Origin of the sequence: Erythrobacter sp. JK5 (assembly GCF_018205975.1) — a bacterium.
Taxonomy (GTDB): domain Bacteria; phylum Pseudomonadota; class Alphaproteobacteria; order Sphingomonadales; family Sphingomonadaceae; genus Erythrobacter.
In genome coordinates this window covers 2518864-2539275 of record NZ_CP073577.1, presented here as the reverse complement: position 1 = coordinate 2539275, position 20412 = coordinate 2518864, and the positions used below count along the sequence as shown (strand labels likewise).

At 66.7% G+C, this 20412-nt stretch carries 15 protein-coding genes and 1 pseudogene; 7 read left to right on the top strand and 9 right to left on the bottom strand.

What is annotated here, in order from left to right; translation table 11 throughout:
• Nucleotides 1-20 precede the first annotated feature (20 nt).
• The 4 genes from KDC96_RS12265 to KDC96_RS12250 all read right to left on the bottom strand — a co-directional run bounded on the left by KDC96_RS12265 (nt 21) and on the right by KDC96_RS12250 (nt 7634).
• On the bottom strand, nt 21-4688 hold the full coding sequence (locus KDC96_RS12265; protein ID WP_212448702.1) for an NAD-glutamate dehydrogenase domain-containing protein: 4668 nt from the start codon (nt 4686-4688) through the stop codon (nt 21-23).
• Nucleotides 4689-5045: 357 nt separating this feature from the next.
• Nucleotides 5046-6041, bottom strand: coding sequence for an LLM class flavin-dependent oxidoreductase (locus KDC96_RS12260; protein ID WP_212448701.1), 996 nt, complete (start codon nt 6039-6041; stop codon nt 5046-5048).
• Nucleotides 6038-6886 (bottom strand): tetratricopeptide repeat protein, encoded by an 849-nt coding sequence (locus tag KDC96_RS12255; protein ID WP_212448700.1) that lies wholly within the window; start codon nt 6884-6886, stop codon nt 6038-6040. Before KDC96_RS12255 ends, KDC96_RS12260 begins: the two co-directional genes overlap by 4 nt.
• 1 nt (nt 6887) lies before the next feature.
• Nucleotides 6888-7634, bottom strand: coding sequence for an alpha/beta hydrolase (locus KDC96_RS12250; RefSeq protein ID WP_212448699.1), 747 nt, complete (start codon nt 7632-7634; stop codon nt 6888-6890).
• Nucleotides 7635-7714: 80 nt separating this feature from the next.
• Here KDC96_RS12250 and KDC96_RS16595 point away from each other — a divergent pair, with 80 nt between their 5' ends.
• Entirely contained in the window at nt 7715-8842 is a 1128-nt protein-coding gene (locus tag KDC96_RS16595; RefSeq protein WP_256439010.1) for an alkaline phosphatase, read from the top strand.
• Nucleotides 8746-9378 (top strand): alkaline phosphatase, encoded by a 633-nt coding sequence (locus KDC96_RS16590; protein WP_256439009.1) that lies wholly within the window; start codon nt 8746-8748, stop codon nt 9376-9378. Before KDC96_RS16595 ends, KDC96_RS16590 begins: the two co-directional genes overlap by 97 nt.
• Here KDC96_RS16590 and KDC96_RS12240 read toward each other — a convergent pair.
• Nucleotides 9375-9566 carry a helix-turn-helix transcriptional regulator gene (locus KDC96_RS12240; protein ID WP_212448698.1) on the bottom strand — a complete coding sequence of 64 codons (192 nt, stop codon included), beginning with the start codon at nt 9564-9566 and terminating at the stop codon, nt 9375-9377. The two genes, KDC96_RS16590 and KDC96_RS12240, sit on opposite strands and share 4 nt — an antisense overlap.
• Nucleotides 9563-10171 carry a hypothetical protein gene (locus KDC96_RS12235; protein WP_212448697.1) on the bottom strand — a complete coding sequence of 203 codons (609 nt, stop codon included), beginning with the start codon at nt 10169-10171 and terminating at the stop codon, nt 9563-9565. Before KDC96_RS12235 ends, KDC96_RS12240 begins: the two co-directional genes overlap by 4 nt.
• Before the next feature lie 361 nt (nt 10172-10532).
• Here KDC96_RS12235 and thrS point away from each other — a divergent pair, with 361 nt between their 5' ends.
• Together thrS and KDC96_RS12225 are read left to right on the top strand one after the other, a co-directional pair.
• Nucleotides 10533-12545, top strand: coding sequence for a threonine--tRNA ligase (gene thrS / locus KDC96_RS12230; protein WP_212448696.1), 2013 nt, complete (start codon nt 10533-10535; stop codon nt 12543-12545).
• 12 nt (nt 12546-12557) lie between these two features.
• On the top strand, nt 12558-13301 hold the full coding sequence (locus KDC96_RS12225) for a TSUP family transporter (RefSeq protein WP_212448695.1): 744 nt from the start codon (nt 12558-12560) through the stop codon (nt 13299-13301).
• Here KDC96_RS12225 and KDC96_RS16585 read toward each other — a convergent pair.
• From KDC96_RS16585 to KDC96_RS12215, 3 genes are read right to left on the bottom strand one after another with little or no spacing between them, the layout of a single operon-like run.
• Nucleotides 13298-13432, bottom strand: coding sequence for a hypothetical protein (locus tag KDC96_RS16585; RefSeq protein ID WP_256439008.1), 135 nt, complete (start codon nt 13430-13432; stop codon nt 13298-13300). The two genes, KDC96_RS12225 and KDC96_RS16585, sit on opposite strands and share 4 nt — an antisense overlap.
• A gap of 41 nt (nt 13433-13473) precedes the next feature.
• Nucleotides 13474-14463 (bottom strand): agmatine deiminase family protein, encoded by a 990-nt coding sequence (locus KDC96_RS12220; RefSeq protein WP_212448694.1) that lies wholly within the window; start codon nt 14461-14463, stop codon nt 13474-13476.
• Nucleotides 14464-14494: 31 nt separating this feature from the next.
• On the bottom strand, nt 14495-16198 hold the full coding sequence (locus tag KDC96_RS12215; RefSeq protein ID WP_212448693.1) for a M28 family metallopeptidase: 1704 nt from the start codon (nt 16196-16198) through the stop codon (nt 14495-14497).
• 74 nt (nt 16199-16272) lie between these two features.
• Here KDC96_RS12215 and glnE point away from each other — a divergent pair, with 74 nt between their 5' ends.
• The 3 genes and pseudogenes from glnE (at nt 16273) to KDC96_RS12200 (ending at nt 20300) form a co-directional block, all read left to right on the top strand.
• Nucleotides 16273-19014, top strand: a complete 2742-nt coding sequence (glnE, locus tag KDC96_RS12210) for a bifunctional [glutamate--ammonia ligase]-adenylyl-L-tyrosine phosphorylase/[glutamate--ammonia-ligase] adenylyltransferase (RefSeq protein ID WP_212448692.1) — start codon at nt 16273-16275, stop codon at nt 19012-19014.
• A gap of 13 nt (nt 19015-19027) precedes the next feature.
• Nucleotides 19028-19500, top strand: a pseudogene (locus KDC96_RS12205) (peroxiredoxin).
• An 8-nt stretch (nt 19501-19508) separates the two neighbouring features.
• Nucleotides 19509-20300, top strand: coding sequence for a ferritin-like domain-containing protein (locus tag KDC96_RS12200; protein WP_212448691.1), 792 nt, complete (start codon nt 19509-19511; stop codon nt 20298-20300).
• Nucleotides 20301-20412 lie beyond the last annotated feature (112 nt).

Here is a 20412-nt window from a genome sequence, read left to right as displayed (position 1 = left end):
GTCAAGCGCGAGGCGGTGCCCTAGCGCTCGAGCAGATTGCGCGCCTGGCTGGCGATCTGCGCCAGCATCGCCGGAGCGATCGGCGGGCGCGCCCGCGCCCGGACGATGGTCGAGCGGAATTGCTCGACCGCGCCCCGGTTGCGCTCGGCCCAGTCTGCCACCGCGCCCAGCGGATCGTCCTTTCCGGTCTTGCGCCGCATCAGCCGCCGCAGAAAATCGAGCCGCATGTGCTGGAAATCGCGCGCCAGCCCGTCGACCAGCAGCCGCTCCCAGATATCGGAAGGCGACATGTGCGCCGCGACGCTCTGCGCCCAGTCGAGCCCGATCCGTTCGCCGATATCGGTGAAGGCCTGCGTCAGCCGCTTCGCATCGATTTCGGTCTTGAGTGCCAGCTGTGCCAGCCCGATCGATCCGTCGAGATCGAACAGGTTAGCGACCCTTCCCGCCAGCGCGTCTGGCGCGCCCAGATCGACGAATTGCGTGCGGAGTTGCGCGGAGCGTTCGCGCGGCTGGTCGGACAGCAGCTCGTCCCGGTTAGCCGAAAGCATGGTCACGCCCTTGCGCAATTCTGCGATCATGTCGCCCGCCTCTACCTGTCCGGCGGCGGTGCGCAGCACGTCCGACATCAGGTTTCCGACCGCTGCGGCAGTCCGGTCGAACAGCGCGATCCGTGCGCCTTCGCCCATCTTCGTCCGGTCGAGATCGTCCCAGAGCGCGCCGAGATCGAACAGCCGCTCGACCACCACGAACGCCGCCGCGACGTCCGACAGGCCGACGCCTTCCTCCTCGGCGAGTTCGAATGCGTGGACGAGGCCCAGCCGGTTTACGATCCGGTTGGCGAGGTCGGTCGCGATCAGTTCGCGCCGCAGCCGGTGCTCGCGGATCTGCACCGCGAATTTCTTGCGCATCGGGAGCGGGAACATCGCGATCAGCGTATCTTCGAGGATCGGATCGTCGGGCAGGCCGCTCGCCTCGATCGCGCCTTGCAGCGCGAGCTTGGCCGATGACAGCAGCACCGCGAGTTCGGGCCGGGTCAGCCCGATTCCGTCCGCCGCTCGGCGGGCAAGCGCTTCGCCGTCGGCCAGCCCTTCGGTTTTCCGGTCGAGATCGCCGAGCGTTTCGAGTTGCTCGATCAGGCGCACATAGGACGCGGTCGCATCGGCGCCGCTTGCCTCGGCAATCGACAGGGCCAGCGCCTGCAGCCGGTTGTCTTCCAGTACGATCTCCGCGACCTCGTCGGTCATGTCGACCAGCAAGGCGTTGCGCTTTTTCGGGGGCAGCTTGCCCGCGCGGTTCGCGGCGGCGAGCGCGATCTTGATATTCACCTCGTTGTCCGAGCAATCGACCCCTGCCGAATTGTCGATGAAATCGGTGTTGATCCGTCCGCCCCTGAGCGAAAACGCGATTCGGCCGGCCTGTGTCACGCCAAGATTCGCGCCCTCGCCGACAACCTTGGCACGGACGTCTCCGGCGTCGACCCGCAGCGAATCGTTCGCCGGGTCGCCGACATCCGCGTTGTTCTGGTGCTCGGCCTTTATGTAGGTGCCGATCCCGCCGAACCAGATCAGGTCGACCGGCGATTTGAGGATCGCGCTGACCAACGCGTCGGGCCCGATTTCCTTGTCCTCGATCCCCAGCGCCGCGCGCGCTTTCTTCGACAGCTTGATGACCTTCTGATCGCGCGCGAACACGCCGCCGCCGCTCGAAATCAGTTTGGAATTGTAGTCGGCCCAGCTGGATGCGGGCAGGTCGAACAGCCGTCGGCGCTCCTTCCAGCTCGCCCTGGGATCGGAATCGGGATCGATGAAGATGTGCCGGTGATCGAACGCGGCGACCAGCTTGATCGCCTTTGACAGCAGCATGCCGTTTCCGAACACGTCGCCCGACATGTCGCCGCATCCCGCAACGCGCACGCTCTGGGTCTGGACGTCGATCCCCATTTCGAGGAAGTGCCGCTGGACCGAAACCCACGCGCCGCGCGCGGTGATGCCCATCGCCTTGTGATCGTAGCCGTTGGAGCCGCCGCTGGCGAAGGCATCGTCGAGCCAGAAGTCGCGCGATTGCGCGATGCCGTTGGCCACGTCGGAGAATTTCGCCGTGCCCTTGTCGGCAGCGACCACGAAATACGGGTCCTCGCCGTCGTGGATGACCACGTCCAGCGGGTGAACCACGGCGCTATCGACGATGTTGTCGGTGATCGACAGCAGCGTGCGGATGAACACCTCGTAGCTGGCCTGGCCTTCGGCGGCCCAGCCCGCGCGGTCCCTGGCGGGCGAGGGCAGTTGCTTGGGATAGAACCCGCCCTTGGCCCCGGTCGGCACGATCACCGCGTTCTTGACCTTCTGCGCCTTCATCAGGCCCAGGATTTCGGTGCGGTAGTCGTCGCGCCTGTCGGACCACCGGAGGCCGCCGCGCGCGATCGCACCCGAGCGCAGGTGGATCCCTTCGACCCGGCGCGAATACACGAAGATCTCGCGCCACGGCACGGGTTTGGGAAGGTTGGGGACCAGCGCGGAATCGATCTTGAACGCCAGTGCCTCGGCGGCGGCCGGTGCGAACGCGTTGGTGCGCAGGATCGCATCGCAGACTGCGCGGTAGAGCCGCAGCAGTCGGTCGTCGTTGATCGCCGTGACCTTCGCCAGCCCGCGCGTGAACGCCTGCGATACGGCGGCGATGGCCTCGTCGCGATTGCCGTCGAACGCGGGATCGTGGCGGGCTACGAACAGGTCGATCATTGCGCGCGTCACCTGCGGCGCGCGGTCGAGCGCATCGACCACGGTGTAGATCGTGAAGCTCATGCCGGTCTGGCGCAGGTAGCGATAGAAGGCACGCAGCCAGTTGGTTTCGCGCGCGGCGAGACCGGTGCCGATTACCAACCGGTTGAACGGGTCGTTCTCCGCCTCGCCGTTGAGGACTGCGGCGATGGCCGCCTCGATCGCGTCGACGCGCTCCATCAGCGGCGCGGCATCCTCGCCATCGGTCAGCGCGAGCGTGAATTCATGCATCGAACCCAGCTCGAGCGGATCGAGCCGGGTGGGGATCTCCTTGATCACCCGGAACCCGAAGTTCTCCAGCGCCGGGACAGCGTCGGACAACAGCAGCGTGCGCCGGAGATGGTAGACCTTGAGCCGCAGCATGTCGGGCGTGTCGACGTCGAGCCGGTAAAGCCGGACATCGTGCATTTGCTGGCCGAGTTCGGTTTCGCGCGCCGCAAGCGCGCGCAGGCGGCGGATGTCGATTGCCGCTTCGGACGCGCCGTAGCGGGCGCGATAGGCCGGCGGGAAAGCGCCGGCATAGCGGGCTGCGATGGCCGTGGCGCGTCCGCCCTTCTCGGTCGCGGCAAGATGGTGCTCGACCGCTTCGCCCCAGCCGCGCAGCAAATCCACGATCTGCGCCTCGACCGCGCCGGCATCGATTTCCTTGCGCGTCTCGCGGGTGTCGAGCACGAATTCGAGCATGGCCAGATTTCCGCCTTCGACCGCGAGGCTCCAGTCGAGCACGTCCGCGCCCGAAGCGTGCACCAGCAATGCCTGGATCTGCAGCCGGACCGCGGTCGAGAGCATGTCGCGCGGCAGCCACACGAAAGCGAAGACGTGGCGCTGCAACTGCGAGCGCACCACGACCAGCCGCGGTCGCGGGCGGTCGACCAGGCTCATGATCGCGGTCGCCAGCTGGCGGATATCGTTGTGTCCCAGTGCCACCAGCAGATCGTGCGGCAAGGCGGTGAACGCATGCACCAGCGCCTTGCCCGCATGCCCTGCCGGATCGAACCCGAGCTCTTCTGTCAGCGCGGCGAGATGCTGGCGCAGCAGCGGGACCTCGTCGGGCGGGGTCGCCAACGCGGCGCTGGTCCAGACCCCGGCATGGATCGAAAGGCCGGTGACTTCCCTGCCTTCGCGCCGGGCGACGATAAACAGGTCGAGCGGCACGCGGCGGTGCACGTTGGACAGCCTGTTGGCCTTGATGACCAGCATGTTGCGGGGCGCGCCGCCCTTGCCGGGCGCGTCGAACCAGTCGAATGCGGTCTTGTACGAACTTTCGGCCAGCAGGTCGCGCGCGCTCTTGCGGCAGATCCCGAAAGCGTCTGTTTCGCTCCCGTCGCGATGGCGGGTGAGGTGACCCAGCTGGGTGAGCATCCCGCCGTTGAGCCAATCGAGCAGCGCCGCAGCCTCGGGTTTGTCGCCCTGGAGCAGCTTCGCATCCGCCTTCGTCGCGGCTTGCAAGCGCGACCAGTCCGCCACCGCCGCCCGCACATCGCCCAGCGTCAGCCGAAGCTGCGCCAGCAGTTCGCGACGCTGGCGCGCGTCGATCCGGGGCGTTTCGATATAGACCATCGATTCGCGCGAGGCGGCGGTCTTGCCCGATTTCCCGAGACCGGTCAGCCGGCCTTCGTCATCGCGCGAAACCGGCACCACGGGATGCACCAGGCGATCGATGCTGAGCCCCTGCGCCGCGACCGTCGCCGCGATCGAATCGACCAGGAACGGCATGTCGTCGTTGATCACCGCCAGCCGCAGCATCCGCCGCTTGCCGGTGGCGGACTGGATCAGCAGCGCCGAGCGGTCGGGTTCGCGCTGCTGTGCCGCCTTCAGCACGAATTCGACCGCTTGTGACAGGGGTTCGCCATCGAGCGGGGTGTCGCCTGGCAGGATCGCGCTGCTCATGTGACGCGCGAGAAGGGCGTGCATGTCAGAAGGTCGCGCCGCGCGTTTCCTCGTTGCGGTCTTCTGCGCAGCTTTCGACACCATCCCGAGCTCCCGGCCTGCTGCTCCCGGCATCCAGCAGCGAGAAATTTTATTGTGCCGGGTTGTTGTTATCAATCGCCGATACGCGCTTTGCCCGAGTCCGTGCAAGCGCGAACACTACCGAGGGCATGCTTTGGCATGGTTTAAGATGTTCGGGCGAAAAGGTTCGGGCGTCCTCCAGGGGAACCACGCTGTCGGGCCCGAACGGGTCGAGCGGCTCGCTCCCCTCACCCCCCTCAACGGAGGTCGCTGCGTGGTACCCTGCCGTGCCCCGGGTCCGCCCGTTCGAAGGAGGTCTGGTCAAGCCGTTTGCGTGGCGGTGCAGGCTTCAATGGTCAGTTCGAGCGAGCGGATCCGGGAATTCGGATCGTAAGTCGCCCCGCACAGGATGATCTCGTCTGCGCGCGTGCGCTCGACGAACGCTGCGATTGCCTCCCTCACCCGCTCCGGATTGCCGACCGCGGCCGCCTGGCCGAGATGGTCGAGCATCGCGCGCGCCGGTGCAGGAAGCGTTGCCGCATAGTTCTCGACTGGCGGCGGGAGCTTGCCCGGATTGCCCGAGCGCAGCCGCACGAAGCTCTGCTGCTGGCTCGAAGCGATCCGCTGCGCCTCTTCGTCGCTGTCGGCGGCGAACACGTTCATCGCCACCATCACGTGCGGGCGGTCGAGCGCGGCGGACGGCTGGAACTCGCGGCGATAAAGTTCGAGCGCGGTATCGAGCTGGTCGGGCGCGAAATGCGCGGCGAAGGCGTACGGCATGCCGAGCCGCGCCGCGAGCTGTGCGCCGAACAGGCTTGATCCGAGCATCCACAATTCGACGTTCGAACCGAGACCCGGGGTTGCAGCGATCGGCAGCTCGAAGTCGCCGGTCAGCAGCGCGCGCAGTTCGATCACGTCCTGCGGGAAGTATTCCGCCGCCTCGTTCAAATTCTTGCGCAGTGCGCGCTGCAATTCGGGCCCGGCTCCCGGCGCGCGGCCCAGCCCGAGATCGATCCGGCCGGGGAACAGCGCATCGAGCGTGCCGAACTGCTCGGCGATCTGGAACGGCGTGTGGTTGGGCAGCATGATCCCGCCCGACCCGATCCGGATACGGCTGGTGGCGTTGCCGAGATGCGCCAGAACGACCGAGGTCGCTCCGCCCGCGATGCCGTCCATCGCGTGATGTTCGGCCACCCAGAAACGCCCGCAGCCGAGTGCTTCGGCATGGCGCGCAAGCTCGGTGGTGGCCGCCAGCGCCTCGTCCACGGTGCCGCCTTCGCGGACCGGGACCAGATCGAGGACGGAAAATCGGGTCATGGTGTTGCGGGCTCCTCCGGCCCGGGTCCGAGCTGTGCGAGATAGGTTTTCGCGGTCGCTGCAGCCGGCGAATCGGGCTGCATGACGATCACCGATTGCCAGCTTTGCCGGGCCGATTCCTCGCGCCCGGCGAGCACCGCGATTACGCCTGCCTCCAGCCCGACCTCGGCATTCTGCGGGGCGAGCATGGCCGCCCGCTCAATCGCTTCCTGCGCATCGTCGAGCCGCTCCATCCGGCGAAACAGCGTCGCGGTAAGCAGCCAGCCTTCGGCCTTGTCGGGTTCGAGCCGGGTTACATTGGCGAGCGCCAGCAGCGCCTCCTGGCGCCGGTCGAGGGCTACCAGCGCGCGCGCCATGTCGGCGGCGGCGATGGCTTCGAGCGTCGCCGAAGCGGCGCTGCGGGCGTCGGCCTGCGCAGCCGACAGCAGGGCGATCGCTTCTTCGGCATCGCCGCCCGCCAGCGCCGCGTTGCCCGCCATCGCACCGAACCGGGCGCGGGTCCGCGCCTCTTCCACCGGAGTCTCGTCGCGCGCCGCGAGAAAGGCGCTGCGGGCGTCGTTCCACAGGCCGAGTTCGGTCGCGGCGAGGCCGAGACAGTGGTTGGCGATCACCCGGTCGGCTCCGCTTGCCTCGTTGCGGCGGATCTGCGCCAGCGTGTGCGCGCGCGAGGCATCCTCGTCGAGCAGGTCGAGGCAGGTCTGCAACCATTGGCTGGTCGGATCGACGGGCGGCTCGAGCGCCGTTTCGCGCGGGGCGCGGTCGCGCAATGCGTCGTGAGGGTCGGGCAGGGTGTCGGTGCCGGCATGAGGGCCGACTTGCAGCAGGAGAGCGAGGAGCATCGACATGTCAGGGCGTGTCCGTGGAATAGAAGCGGGCGACCTCCGCCTTCAGCCGCGCGATATCGGAATCGCGCGACAGGCGGTGATCGCCGTCCTTGATCAGGGTCACTTGAACCGCGCCCGAACGCAGCGACGATGCGAGCCTCACGCTCGTTTCCCACGGCACGTCCGCGTCGCGCTGGCCGTGGAGCAGGTGCACCGGGCAATCGATCGCGATGGTCCCGCCGAGCTTCAGATGCGTTTCGGCGTCAGCGAAGAAGCCCGGATGCGTGGGTGTCGGTTCGGGGCCGTAGGGATTGTCCTCATGGATCGTCTCGCCGACCGCCAGGATCGCCCGCTGCCCGTCGGAATAGCCCCATCGGGTAAAATCCGGTGCGGCGGCAATGCCGATCATGCCTGCCAGGCGGTCCGCCAGCGCCTCGCCCACCAGCAGCATCAGCCAGCCGCCCATCGACGAGCCGACCAGCAGGACCGGGCCCGACGTGTGCGTCGCGATCAACCCGAGCACCTCGTCGCGCCAGCGCGACAGCGTGCCGTCGGCGAAGTCGCCCGCGCTTTGCCCGCACCCCGAATAATCGAGCAGCAGGCAGGCGCGTCCCCTCGTTTGCGCCTCCTCGAACAGCGCCGTCGCCTTGCCGCCTGCCATGTCCGACATGTAGCCGGGCAGGAATACCAGGACCGGCCCGGCTCCCTGCGCAAGACGATAGGCGATCAGCCGACCGTCCGGCATTTCGTGAAACGCAACTTCGCTCATGCGTGCGTTCATGCCTGTGCTAGGCTGCGCTGCGCAAGACCTGTCACAGTTTCGACACCGGGAAGGACCAGACCACCGCCATGATCAAGAACGACCCGTCTGGCCTTCCGACCCGACCTGCTTCCGCGCTGACCCGGCGCGGGCTGTTCTCGCTTGCTGGCGCTTCTGCGGCGCTGGCATCCGCTCCGGCAGTGGCGCGCAGCTTCGGCAGCGGTTTCACCCATTCGGTCGCCAGCGGCGAACCGCAGTCGGACAGCGTGATGCTGTGGACCCGCTACGTGGCCGGGGCCGAGACCACGCTCGACTGGCAGGTGTCGGAGAGCGAAGACTTCGTGCGCACCGTGGCGCAAGGTCAGGTCGCCGCATCGCCAGAGCGCGATTGGTGCGCGAAGGCCGTGGCCGGGGGTCTCGCGGCGGATCGCTGGTATTACTTCCGCTTCGTCGCGCCCGATGGAACCGCTTCCCCGGTCGGTCGCACGCGCACTCTTCCGCAGGGGCCGAGCCAACGATTCCGCATGGCGGTATTCTCGTGCGCGAACTTCGGGTTCGGCTGGTTCAACGCCTACGCCCATGCCGCCGAAGCCAACGATTGCGACCTCGCGGTGCATCTCGGCGACTACATCTACGAATACGGGCGAGACAATTACCCCGGCCCGGCCGAGGCCAACCCCGCTCGTCCCCTGTATCCCGACACCGAGATCGTCGCGCTGACCGATTACCGGCTGCGCTACGCCACCTATCGCGCCGATCCCGACCTGCAGCGGCTGCACCAGGTGCTGCCGATGATCAGCGTGTGGGACGACCACGAAAGCGCGAACGACAGCTGGCGCGACGGCGCGCAGAACCACCAGCCGGAAACCGAGGGCGAATGGGCGGTGCGCAAGGCCGTTGCCAAACAGGTCTACCGCGAATGGATGCCGGTCTCGGATGAGCCCTATGCGACTTATGACATCGGAGATCTGGCGACCCTGTTTCGGCTCGACACCCGGCTCGAAGGGCGCGACCGGCAGCTCGATTTGGGCAAGGTTCTCGAAGGGCAGACCAATCCGCAGGCCGCGCTTGAGGCGCTGGTCAGGTTCAAAAATGGCGACTGGATGGACCCGAGCGGCACTTGCTCGGCGCGGCACAGGAGGCATGGCTGGCTGAAGGATTGGCGGCATCGAAAGCGGGCGGAACGACGTGGCAGGTGCTGGTGCAGCAGGTGCTGATGGGCAATCTGCGCACGCCATCCAGCATCGTCGACGGGTTGGGCGATGGGCTGCCCGACTGGATCCGCCAGCGGCTGATCGCAGCCTCCCTCGCCAGCCAGGTCGGCCTGCCCGCCAACATGGATGCGTGGGACGGGTATCCGGCGGCGCGCGCGCGGGTGCTGACGGGCGCTCTGGAGGCCGATGCCAACCTGCTGGTGCTGGCGGGCGATACGCACAATGGCTGGGCGTTCGAGCTCGATTACGAAGGGACAAAGGCCGGCGTGGAGTTCGGAGTTCCGGGCGTGACCTCACCGGGATTGGAACGCTCGGTCGCGACGATCCCTCCTGCCGATTTCGCGGCCGCCGCGGTGAGCGCCAACGAACAGCTCAAATGGGCCGACACCTCGCAGCGCGGCTACATGGCGGTCGAACTGACGCCCGAGCGCGCGACCACCGAGTTCCGCTTCGTCGAGAGTATCCGTCAGCGTTCGACCAGGCTTGCTGGCACCAAACGGGTTTCGAGCGAAGCCGGATCGCACGCGCTCGACATCTAGTCGCGGCTGAAGATTTCCTCGATGGCTAATTCGAATACTTCGGCGATGCTGAAGGCGAGCGGCAGCGAGGGGTCGTAGCGGCCCTTCTCGATCGCGTTCACGCTCTGGCGCGACACCCCGAGCCGGTCGGCGAGGTCCTGCTGCGACCAGTCGCGCTCGGCGCGCAGGACCTTGAGGCGGTTCTTCACGAATCGTCCCCTGCCGCGTTGTCTCGTTGCGTGAGCCAGGTCTGCCCGATCCCGAAGCCTATCGCCCAGACTGGCACGACCCACCACGCCCAGATGTTTGGAACCACCCCAAAGGTCTCCATGAAACCCCAGAAACTGCCGAGCACGAGCACGAATCCCAGCCCGACCAGAGCTGCCTGGGTTGTGCGGTAACGCAGATACTCGTCCTTTTCTTCGGCGAGGTAGCGCGCCATTACATAGACCATCGCAAAGGTCGGCAAGGTGGGCAGCAGGGCGATAGGAAGCGCAAAGCCGCGCGCGCCCGGAATGCTGTTCCAGAGCCAGATCGCGATGCCAAGCCCGAGCATGTAAACCGCGATGCTGGCAAAGAAATCCCGGAGATAGCGCCACGTAGCCGGGGAACTCAGTCCCCCCTTCCTCAGACTGGCGAGATTGCGCAAAGCGAGCGCAAAGAGCGCGGCTGGAATTGCCAATAGGAGGGGGAATGTCGGCGTGTCTATCGCCTCGCTTGTCCAGAGCGCAAAGATAATGCCCAGGCTCGCGCCGCCAAGCCCGGAGCCAAGGCCAACCTTCTGTCCAGCGCGCTTCACCGCAACATCTTCCATATCAAGCTCCCTTTCAATTATGGAAAGGACACTTGTCATCGATTCACGTGTCTGTCAAGCAAACTTTCCATAATGGAGCGGGTGCTTTCCGCTTGCCGGTCCATGGCGCGCCGCTAATGACATTTGCACGCTTGCTCGCTATCTGGGCCTCATGGCCAAGCTGCTGACCACGACTACGACCACTACGACCTCGGATGTCCGGGGACGGTCGGTCGCGCGTTAGTCGCAACTGTCGCCGCGCCCCGGACTTTGGGTTTCGGGTGGCGCAGCGTCCTCCTGAAATCGACGAGAAACAGAACGCTGCTCTTCAAGCGCGCGCCGCTCTGTGCAATGGGCGCGGCAAAGGAATTGGAAGAGTTCGATGACGGAACTGCTCAAGATCAGCCTGCCCGATGGATCGGTGCGCGAAATGGAACCCGGTTCGACGCCGGCGGACGTCGCCGCCGCGATCGGCCCCGGCCTCGCCAAGGCGGCACTCGCGGCCCGGGTTGATGGCGAAGTGCGCGACCTCGGTCGCCCGTTCGAAGGCGATGCGGAGCTGGCGCTGATCACCGCCAGGGACGAAGCCGACGCGCTCGAACTGGTGCGCCACGATTACGCGCACATCCTCGCCGAAGCCGTGCAGGCGTTGTGGCCGGGCACGCAGATCACCTTCGGTCCGGCGACCGACGACGGCTTCTATTACGACGTGATGGCCCCGGCTTCTCGCGAGCCGTTCGGCATGGACGATCTCCCCGCGATCGAGGAAAAGATGCGGGAGATCATCAAGGCAGACAAACCGCTGCGCCGCGAAGTCTGGTCGCGCGAGGACCTGATTGCGAAGTGGGAAGCCGATGGCGAGGCGTTCAAGGCCGAATGGGCCAGGGAACTGCCCGAAAACGAGGAGCTGACGGTCTACTGGTCGGGTGACGACTGGCTCGACATGTGCCGCGGACCGCATCTCGAAAGCACCGGCAAGCTCGACCCGCAGGCCTTCAAGCTGATGCGCACCGCCGGGGCATACTGGCGCGGCGACCAGCGCAACGCGCAGCTCACGCGCATCTACGGCACCGGCTGGCTCAACAAGAAGCAGCTCAACCAGCATCTCATGCGGCTGGAGGAAGCGGCCAAGCGCGATCACCGCAAGCTGGGCCGCGAGATGGACCTGTTCCACCTGCAGGAAGAGGCGCATGGCAGCGTCTTCTGGCATCCCAAGGGCTATCGCATCTGGCGCGAGCTCGAAGCCTATATGCGCCGCAAGATGGACGGCGGCGGCTATCGCGAGATCAAGACGCCGCAACTGATGGATGTGCGCCAATGGACGCAGTCCGGCCACTGGGGGAAATACGCCGAGAACATGTTCGCGGTGCCCGATATCGTGCCCGATGTGGATGACACGGGCGCAGCGTCCGAGGCTCCGAAAGTGGCCGATGATGCCGACTGGATGGCGATCAAGCCGATGAATTGCCCCGCGCACGTGCTGGTGTTCAAACAGGGCATCACGTCTTACCGCGACCTGCCGATCCGGCTGGGCGAGATGGGCTGCTGCCACCGCAACGAGCCGCACGGCGCGCTTCATGGCCTCATGCGCGTGCGCCAGTTCACGCAGGACGACGCCCACATCTTCTGCACCGAGGATCAGGTGGTCGGAGAGGTGCGCCGCTTCTGCCAGCTCGCATCCGAGGTCTATGCCGATTTCGGCTTCAAGTTTGCGATCAAACTCGCGCTGCGCCCTGAAAAGCGGCTCGGCACCGACGCCGATTGGGACAAGGCCGAGCAGGAGCTACGCGACGCCGTCGAAGAGGCGGGCATGATGAACGAGGAATTCGGCTGGGAAGAGCTTCCGGGCGAAGGCGCGTTCTATGCGCCCAAGCTTGAATGGCACCTCACCGATGCGATCGGGCGGACCTGGCAGGTCGGCACGATCCAGGGCGACCGCGTGCTGCCCGAGCGGCTCGACGCAACTTACGTGGGCGAGGATGGCGACAAGCACCGCCCGGTCATGCTGCACCGCGCGATCTTCGGTTCCTACGAGCGCTTCATCGGCATCCTGATCGAGCACTATGCCGGCCGCCTGCCAGCGTGGCTTGCGCCGGTGCAGACGGTCGTCGCGACCATCGTTTCGGATGCGGATGACTACGCGAAGGACGCCGTCGCCAAGCTGGAGGCTGCGGGGATTCGCGTGGAAAGCGACCTGCGCAACGAGAAGATCAACTACAAGGTGCGCGAGCATTCGCTCGCCAAGGTCCCGCACCTGCTGGTGGTCGGCAAGCGCGAAGCCGAGGAAGGCACCGTGGCGATGCGCACGCTCGGAGAGAAGGAGCAGCGGGTCCTGCCGCTGGACGAGGCGATTGCACTGCTGAAGGCGGAAGCAACCCCGCCCGACCTGCGCTAGTCTCGTACCGCGATGGAATCGCTGGCCGCGTTCGCCGTGCCGCAGATCGCGGTGGCAGTGCTGGCAGCGCTCGGCGCGTCGTTCGTTCGCGGCCTGACCGGCTTCGGCATGGCGATCCTGCTGGTGCCGGTCCTCGCGCTGGCGCTCTCTCCGGTCGAGGCGGTCATGCTCGGCAATTTTCTGTCGCTGATGATCGGCGCGCTTGAGATTCGGCGCCTCATCCGCGAGGCGGAACGCACCGCGTGGGCGATTTCGGGGATCGTCGTGCTGACGACACCGGTGGGATTGCTGGCGCTCGCCGCAACCAGCGCAGACCTGGCGCGGCTCGTGATCGCGCTGATCGCGTTCTCGGCTTTCCTCGCGATCCTGTTGCCGCGCCGCGCCGCCGAAGTGCCGGGCAGGATTGCGACCGGCGCTGTCGGCATGATCTCCGGATTGATGACCGGCTATGCCGGAATGCCGGGGCCGCCGGTCGTCCCGTATTACGCGGGAAGGGCGCTGCCGCGTGCGACCATCAAGGCGTCGATGCTGCTGATTTTCACGATCGCTGCGGGGGTCGCGCTGCTTGCCGGAGGATTGATGGGGCTGGTGCGGGTCGAATTGGCGATACTGGCGCTCGCCCTTTTGCCGGTTATCCTGATCGGAAACCGGCTGGGCACGATCGTTTCGGGCCGCATCGGCGATCCGGTCTGGCGAAGCTGCGTCGGACTCGTGCTGGCCGGAGCCGCGCTGGGCGCGCTGTGGCGCCTGCTCTAGAGCGGCGTCGCCTGCCCGGCGAGGATAAGCGCGGCGCCGCAGCCCAGCACGATCGCGCTGCGCAGGATATCAAGCCGACGCTGGCGTGCGACCTCGAAGGTGCTCAGGGACAGGGCGATGGCCTTGCTCATGGCGCATGATGATCGCCTGCAAATGCTAACGAAGGCTTAATTCAGGGTCGGGGTCGGACAGCGGGCATCTGCTGGCTGGCGCAGTGGAACCCCCCTCCTCCGGCCAGCACCGCATCGGCGGGCAGGCCGATCGTCGCATGGTCGGGAAACAATTCCGCAATTGCCGCCACGCCCGCTTCATCGTGCGCCGAACCGAAGGTCGGGACGACGACCAGATGCGTGGTGATCGCGAAATTGACATAGCTGGCCGGTTCGACCTGGCCTTCGCGGGTGACGAGGCCGGGCGAAGGGATGCGCACGACTTCGACTCCGGCGGCCTGCGCCCGCAGTGCCGCGTCGTCGTAGATCGCGGCGTTGGGATCGTCCGGTCCGGTCTGCTCGGGCACCACCAGCCGGTTGGGCGCGACGAACCGGGCGAGATTGTCGACATGGCCATCGGTATGGTCGTTGATCAGTCCGTCACCGAACCACAACACGCGGTCGAAGCCGAGCATGCGATGCAGCTCCGCTTCGATCTCGCCGCGGCCCAGCTGCGGATTGCGATTGGGATTGAGCAGGCATTGCTCGGTGGTCGCGACCAGCCCGGTGCCGTCGCCATCGACCGCGCCGCCTTCGAGGACCATCGCCGAAGTTTCGCCCGCCAGGCCCGCATCGTGCGCCAGGTCTGCGCCGATAGTCCGGTCGCCGGGCATCAGGTATTTGCCGCCCCAGCCGTTGAAGCCGAACTGTCGCGCCGCGCGCTGGCCATCGTCGAACACCACCAGCGGCCCGGTGTCGCGCAGCCAGATGTCGCCGTACACGCGCCGCTCGAGCGTAACGGCTTCGCTGGCCAGCGCACGCGCCCGCGCTGCGTTGGCTTCGTCGCGGACCAGCAGTCGCACCTGCTGGCCGCTATCGGTCACCGCACTGGCGAACGCCGCGATCTGTTCCTGCGCGCGCTCGAGCATGCCCGGCCACTCTTCGGCCAGATGCGGAAAGCCGATCCACAGCCAGTCCTGCGGCGCCCATTCGGGTGGCATCAGGACCGCCATGGATCGCCCTGTTCGTCCGGTCGAGGCCGGATCAGCACCCGGTGTCGGCGCTGGCGCAACTTTCATCGCGGGTGGCGCGGAATTCGTCGCCCTCGTTCCAGCTCGGCCAGCTGGTGCTTTCCGCCATCATCCGGCCGATGCGATAGAACAGCTGCAGGTCGGCCATGACGCCAGACCAGTCCCAGCTTTCGTCGAATTCGTCCTTCGGCCCGTGATAGCGATTTTCGCGGTAGTCCGCCGAAACCGCCTGCCCGGCCTCGCGTCCGCCCTCGATCAGGTCTTCGCCGCCGTCGAGGTAGAGCATCGGCACGCCCTGCTTGGCGAACGCGAAGTGATCGGAACGATAGTAATACCCCGCTTCCGGATTGGGGTTGGGCGTCGCCACCCGCCCGTCGGCCACCAGCGCGGCCTCGAGGAAGGCATCGAGCTGCGACTTGCCCGGCCCGACCACGGTGACGTCCTTGGCGGGGCCCGCGATCAGGAACGCATCCATGTTGATCCCGCCGACCGTCTGATCGAGCGGAAAGACCGGGTTGGAAGCGTAGTAATACGCCCCGAGCAGGCCCGATTCCTCGGCCGTCACCGCGAGAAACACGAGGCTGCGCTTGGGCGCTCCGGCCTTGGCATGCGCTTCGGCGAGCGCGACCAGCGCGGCGGTGCCGGTGGCGTTGTCGACCGCTCCGTTGCAAATGTCGTCGCCATCCGGCGCGGCGGTGCAGCGACCCAGGTGGTCCCAGTGCGCGGTGTGGAGCACATATTCGTCCGGGCGCTCGCTGCCCGGCAGGATGCCGATCACGTTCTGCGAGGTGAAGCTGCGCATGTCGTTTTCGAAGCTGGTCGAGGCAGTCATGCCGAGTTCGACGGCTTCGAATTTCTCGGTCTTGGCGGCGGCGGTCAGCGTGTCGAGATCCTGCCCGGCGGCGGCGAGGATCTCGCGCGCGACGTCTTTCTGGACCCAGCCGTTCACCATCGTCATCGGCGGGGCATTGTCGCCGCGCTGCGGATAGGCCTGCGGGCCGGTCCACGAGGATTCGACCACGTTCCAGCCATAGCTGGCCGGTTCGGTGTCGTGCACGATCAGCGCGGCAGCCGCGCCTTGCCGGGCGGCTTCCTCATACTTGTAGGTCCAGCGACCGTAGAACGTCATCGCGCGGCCGTTGAAGGTGCCTTCCAGCCCTTCGGTTTCGTAGTCGGGATCGTTGACGAGAATCACGACCGTCTTGCCCTTCACGTCGACGCCTTCGTAATCGTTCCAGCCGCGTTCGGGCGCGTTGATGCCGTAGCCCACGAACACCATCTCGCTGTTGGCGAGCTGCGTGCGGGCGTCTTCCCGGTAGGTCACTCCGACCCACTCGGACCCGAAATCGTAGACCAGATCGGTTTCGCCATTGGTGATGGTGAGCGGTGCCTGGTTCTTGCTGGTGATTTCCACCAGCGGCACTTCCTGTACCCAGCTGTCTCCGTTGCCCGGCTGCAGCCCGGCGGCTGCGAAGCGTTCGGTCAACACGGCGACAGTCTTGGCCTCGCCTTCGGTTCCCGGCATGCGGCCGTCGAATTCGTCGCTCGACAGCGTGCGGGTGATGTCCTTCATCGTCTCGACCGAAAGGTCGCCGGCTTCGACTTCGGGTATGTCGAGTTCGGCAGCGGTGTCGCCGCCCGGCATCATGCCGTCGCAGCCCGCCAGCGCGAGCGCGCCCGCGAGAACGGCCCCAAGGCCGAATGCGCGTGTGATCATCGGAATAGTCCTCTCGTCCAAATATGCTGCGCGCTTCTCTTGCAGAGCATCGGGGCCGCTGCAAGAGAAGCACCATGGACAACACACGCGACGCGGACTGGACCGGAGCGATCGAGAGGGCGCGGGCGCATGCGCCGTTCCTCGCGCGCGCGCTTGAGCGCCAGCCGGACCTCGCCGGGTTGCTGGCCGGAGGAGATGCGGAAGCGGCGCTGCAATGGGGGCGGCGCGCCAGCGACGCCGAAGAGATCGACGTCGCGCTGCGCCGCGAACGGCTGGCGCTTGCCGCCACGGTCGCGATTGGCGATCTCGCGGGAGCGTTCTCGCTGGATCGCGTGGTGCGCGAACTGACCGATTTCGCCGACCGCGCACTCGACCGCGCGATCCGCGCGGCGATCGCAGAGCGTACCGATCAGGACAGCACGACAGGCTTCATCGCCCTCGCGCTCGGCAAGCAGGGCGCTGGCGAGCTCAACTATTCGTCGGATATCGACCCGATATTCCTTTACGATCCTGATACTCTTGCCCGGCGGCCGGGCGAAGATCCTGGCGACGCGGCGCAGCGCTATGCCCGGCGGATCGTCAAGCTGCTGTCGGAAAACACCGCCGAAGGATACGTGTTGCGGGTCGATCTGCGGCTGCGCCCGGCGAGCGAGATCAGCCCGCTGGTCGTCCCGCGCGGAGCCGCTCTGGCGCATTACCAGGGGCAGGCGCTGGCGTGGGAACGCGCGGCGTTCACCCGGGCGCGGGCGGCGGCAGGGGACATCGAAGCCGGGAATGCATTTCTGGCCGCGATCCGCCCGTTCGTGTGGCGCAGCCAGCTCGATTTCGGGGCGGTGGAGGAAATCCGCGCGCTCACCGTTCGGATCCGCGAGAACTATCAGGGCGTACTCTATCCCGCCTCTGGTTTCGACGTGAAGCGCGGGCGCGGCGGCATCCGCGAGATCGAGTTCTTCGCGCAGACGCACCAGCTGATCCACGGCGGACGCGATCGGTCGCTGCGCGTCAGGCGCACCCGCGATGCGCTCAATGCGCTGGCGCTTGCCGGGCAGATCGAGCCGCTCCACGCGCACGTGCTGGGCGAAAGCTACGACCGGCTAAGGGTGATCGAGCACCGCCTGCAGATGGTTCACGACCGGCAGACCCACAGCCTGCCGGGCGGCGACGCGCTCGATGGTGTCGCCCGGCTCGAGGGACTCGCGGACGGCGGAGCCCTGCTGGACGAACTGACCGAGCTGACCAACCGCAGCGGATCGATCTACGAAGACATGATTGGCGCATCCGCGCCCGCGCCGCCGCCCGCGCCGGAACCGACCGCGCTCGCCGAGCGGCTCCGCGAACTCGGTTTCGACGATCCGGATCAGCTGGCCAGCCGGATCGAAGCGTGGCGCGACGGGCGTTTCCAGTCGCTGCGCAGCCCGCAGGCGCTCGAAGCGTTCGACCGGCTGCTTCCCGCGCTGCTCGAAGCGATGGCCGGCAGCGACGATCCGCCGCGCGCGCTGGCGCGGTGGGAAAGCATCCTCGAACGCGCGCCGTCGGCGATCGCGCTGTTCCGGCTGCTCGATGCCCGCCCGGCGCTGCTCGATCGGCTGATCGCCGCCCTGACGCTGGCACCGTCGCTGTCCGACGAGATCGGGCGTCGCCCCGAATTGCTCGACACCCTGCTCGATCGCAACGCGCTCGAATTGCCGGGAACGGTCGACGACATTCTCGCGCAGATGGAAACGCACGCGGCGCGCGGCGATTACGAGGCGGTGCTCGACAGCATTCGCGTGGTGACCGGCGAGTTGCGCTTCACCCTCGGCGTGCAACTGATCGAGGGGCTCGCCGATCCGCGCGAGATTGCACGCGCACTTTCCCGCGTTGCCGAAGCCGGGCTGCAGTTTGCCGCGCGCGAGACCGTGCGCGAGTTCGAGCGCGTTCACGGACGCATCGACGGCAACGAATTGCTGGTGCTGGGCCTGGGGCGATTGGGAGGGGGCGCGCTCACCCACGCATCGGACCTCGACATCATCTATCTGTTCACCGGCGGATTTGCCGCGCAGTCCGACGGTGACCGCCCGCTCGGGGCAACGCACTACTTCAACCGGCTCGCGAGCCGGGTCAGCGCGGCGCTTTCGGTTCCGACCGCGCAGGGTGCCCTCTACGAGGTCGACACCCGGCTGCGACCGCAAGGCAACCAGGGGCCGCTGGCGGTGAGCTGCGAAGCCTTTGCCAAATACCAGCGCGAGGCGGCGTGGACGTGGGAGCACATGGCGCTGGCACGGGCGCGGGTGCTGGTCGGATCGGCAGCGGCACGATCCGAGCTTGAGGCGATCATGGCCGATGTGCTGCGCCAGCGGCGCGATCCGGACGAACTGCGCGAAGCGGTGCTGACGATGCGCGGCGAAATTGCCAAGCACAAGATTCCGGGCGGACCGCTCGACGTGAAGCTGCTGCGCGGCGGTCTCGTCGATCTCGAATTTGCGGTCCATTTCCTGCAATTGCGCGACGGTGCGGAACTGGCGCAGGCGCATCCCGAAGCACTCGATCCCGATCTGCAGCAGGCGGTCTCGGGCCTTGTCGCCGCCGGAAAGCTGCCCGAGGGGGCGATGGCCGCGCACGACCTGATGGCGCGGATGCTGGTCGCGGGGCGGCTGCTCGCCCCCGGCGGGGCGGAGCCGCCGGCGAGCGCCGCGCGCGCGATGGCGAAGGCGTGCGGCAGCGCCGGCTACGATGATCTCTTGCGAGCGCTTGGCGAGGCGCGGCAGTGTGTTGCCGGAATATGGAACGCAATTCTGGGTCAACCGCTCTCGGTAACAGACGACAACGACGAATGAACGGAGCTGAATGATGAGCGACTTCCCCGGTGCCGGCGATGCGATGCCCGACATTGCCATGGAGACCCCCGATGGCGGCACGGTCACACCGTCCGATTTCAGGGGCAAGAAGCTGGTCGTGTTCTTCTATCCCAAGGACAACACGCCCGGCTGCACCACCGAAGCCAAGGACTTTACCGCGCTCAAAAGCGATTTCGACGCCGCCGGTGTCGAATTGCTCGGCGTGTCGAAGGACAGCGCCCGGAAACACCAGAACTTCATCGCCAAGCACGATCTCGAGACTCCGCTGGCGACCGACGCCGAAGAGGGGGCCTGTCGGACGCGCTCGGCATCTGGACCGAAAAGAAGATGTACGGGAAGACCTACATGGGAATGGTCCGCACCACCTACCTGGTCGATGCCGACGGCACGATCGCGCAGGTATGGAACAAGGTGAAGGTCAAGGGCCACGCCCAAGAGGTACTCGCTGCGGCGAAGGCGCTCTGACCGGCAGCATGCAATCCGTCGCTTCCGCGATCCGCACCGCGCTGTTGACCGGCCAGCCGCGTGCCAAGTGTTTCGCCGCGCGCGACGTGGCGCGGCGTTGGCGTCGGCGCGAGCTGGCACCGGTTTTCGACACGCCGATGCCCGACGAACCGGCGCGGCCCGACCGCCCCGAGCTCCTGCCGCCCAACCGGATGCCCAAACGCGGCAAGTTCGGTTCCGAACGAGGACGCATCGCGCTGTGGCATTCGCTCGCGCATATCGAATTCGTCGCGATCGACCTCGCGCTCGACATGGCGGGACGGTTCGGCGCGGAGATGGGCGAAGAATTTACCAGTGACTTCCTCTCGGTCGCCGCCGACGAGGCGATGCATTTTGCACTGCTGGCGCGCAAGCTCGAGCGTCTCGGCAGCCATTACGGTGCGCTCCCGGCGCATGGCGGCCTGTGGCAGGCCGCGCACGAGACCCGGCACGATGTCGCCGCCCGGCTGGCGGTGGTGCCGATGGTTCTGGAGGCGCGGGGACTCGACGTGACGCCCGCGACGCTGGAGCGGGTAGCGGGTGCCGGCGATCGGCATGGCGCAAGAATTCTCGCCCGCATCCTTGACGATGAAATTAACCACGTTCGATTCGGAACCAAGCACTTTTTGAGGATTTCTGAGCACGTGGGAGAATCACCCGAAACCCTCTGGAAATCGCTTGTTCGCGCGCATTTCAGGGGAGCGATTAAGCCGCCATTCAACGACTCAGCCCGTCTTGCAGCCGGTCTGTCGCGCGGATTTTACGCAGATATTGCGCATTAACGAATCACCCGGATAGGTGTCTCCACGCACGATCTGGCAGGTCTTGGGGCCAGTTCGACTAGAGGCGAACTGGGCTTTTGCGACGGTTGCTACGTCGGCAAATCCTATCGCT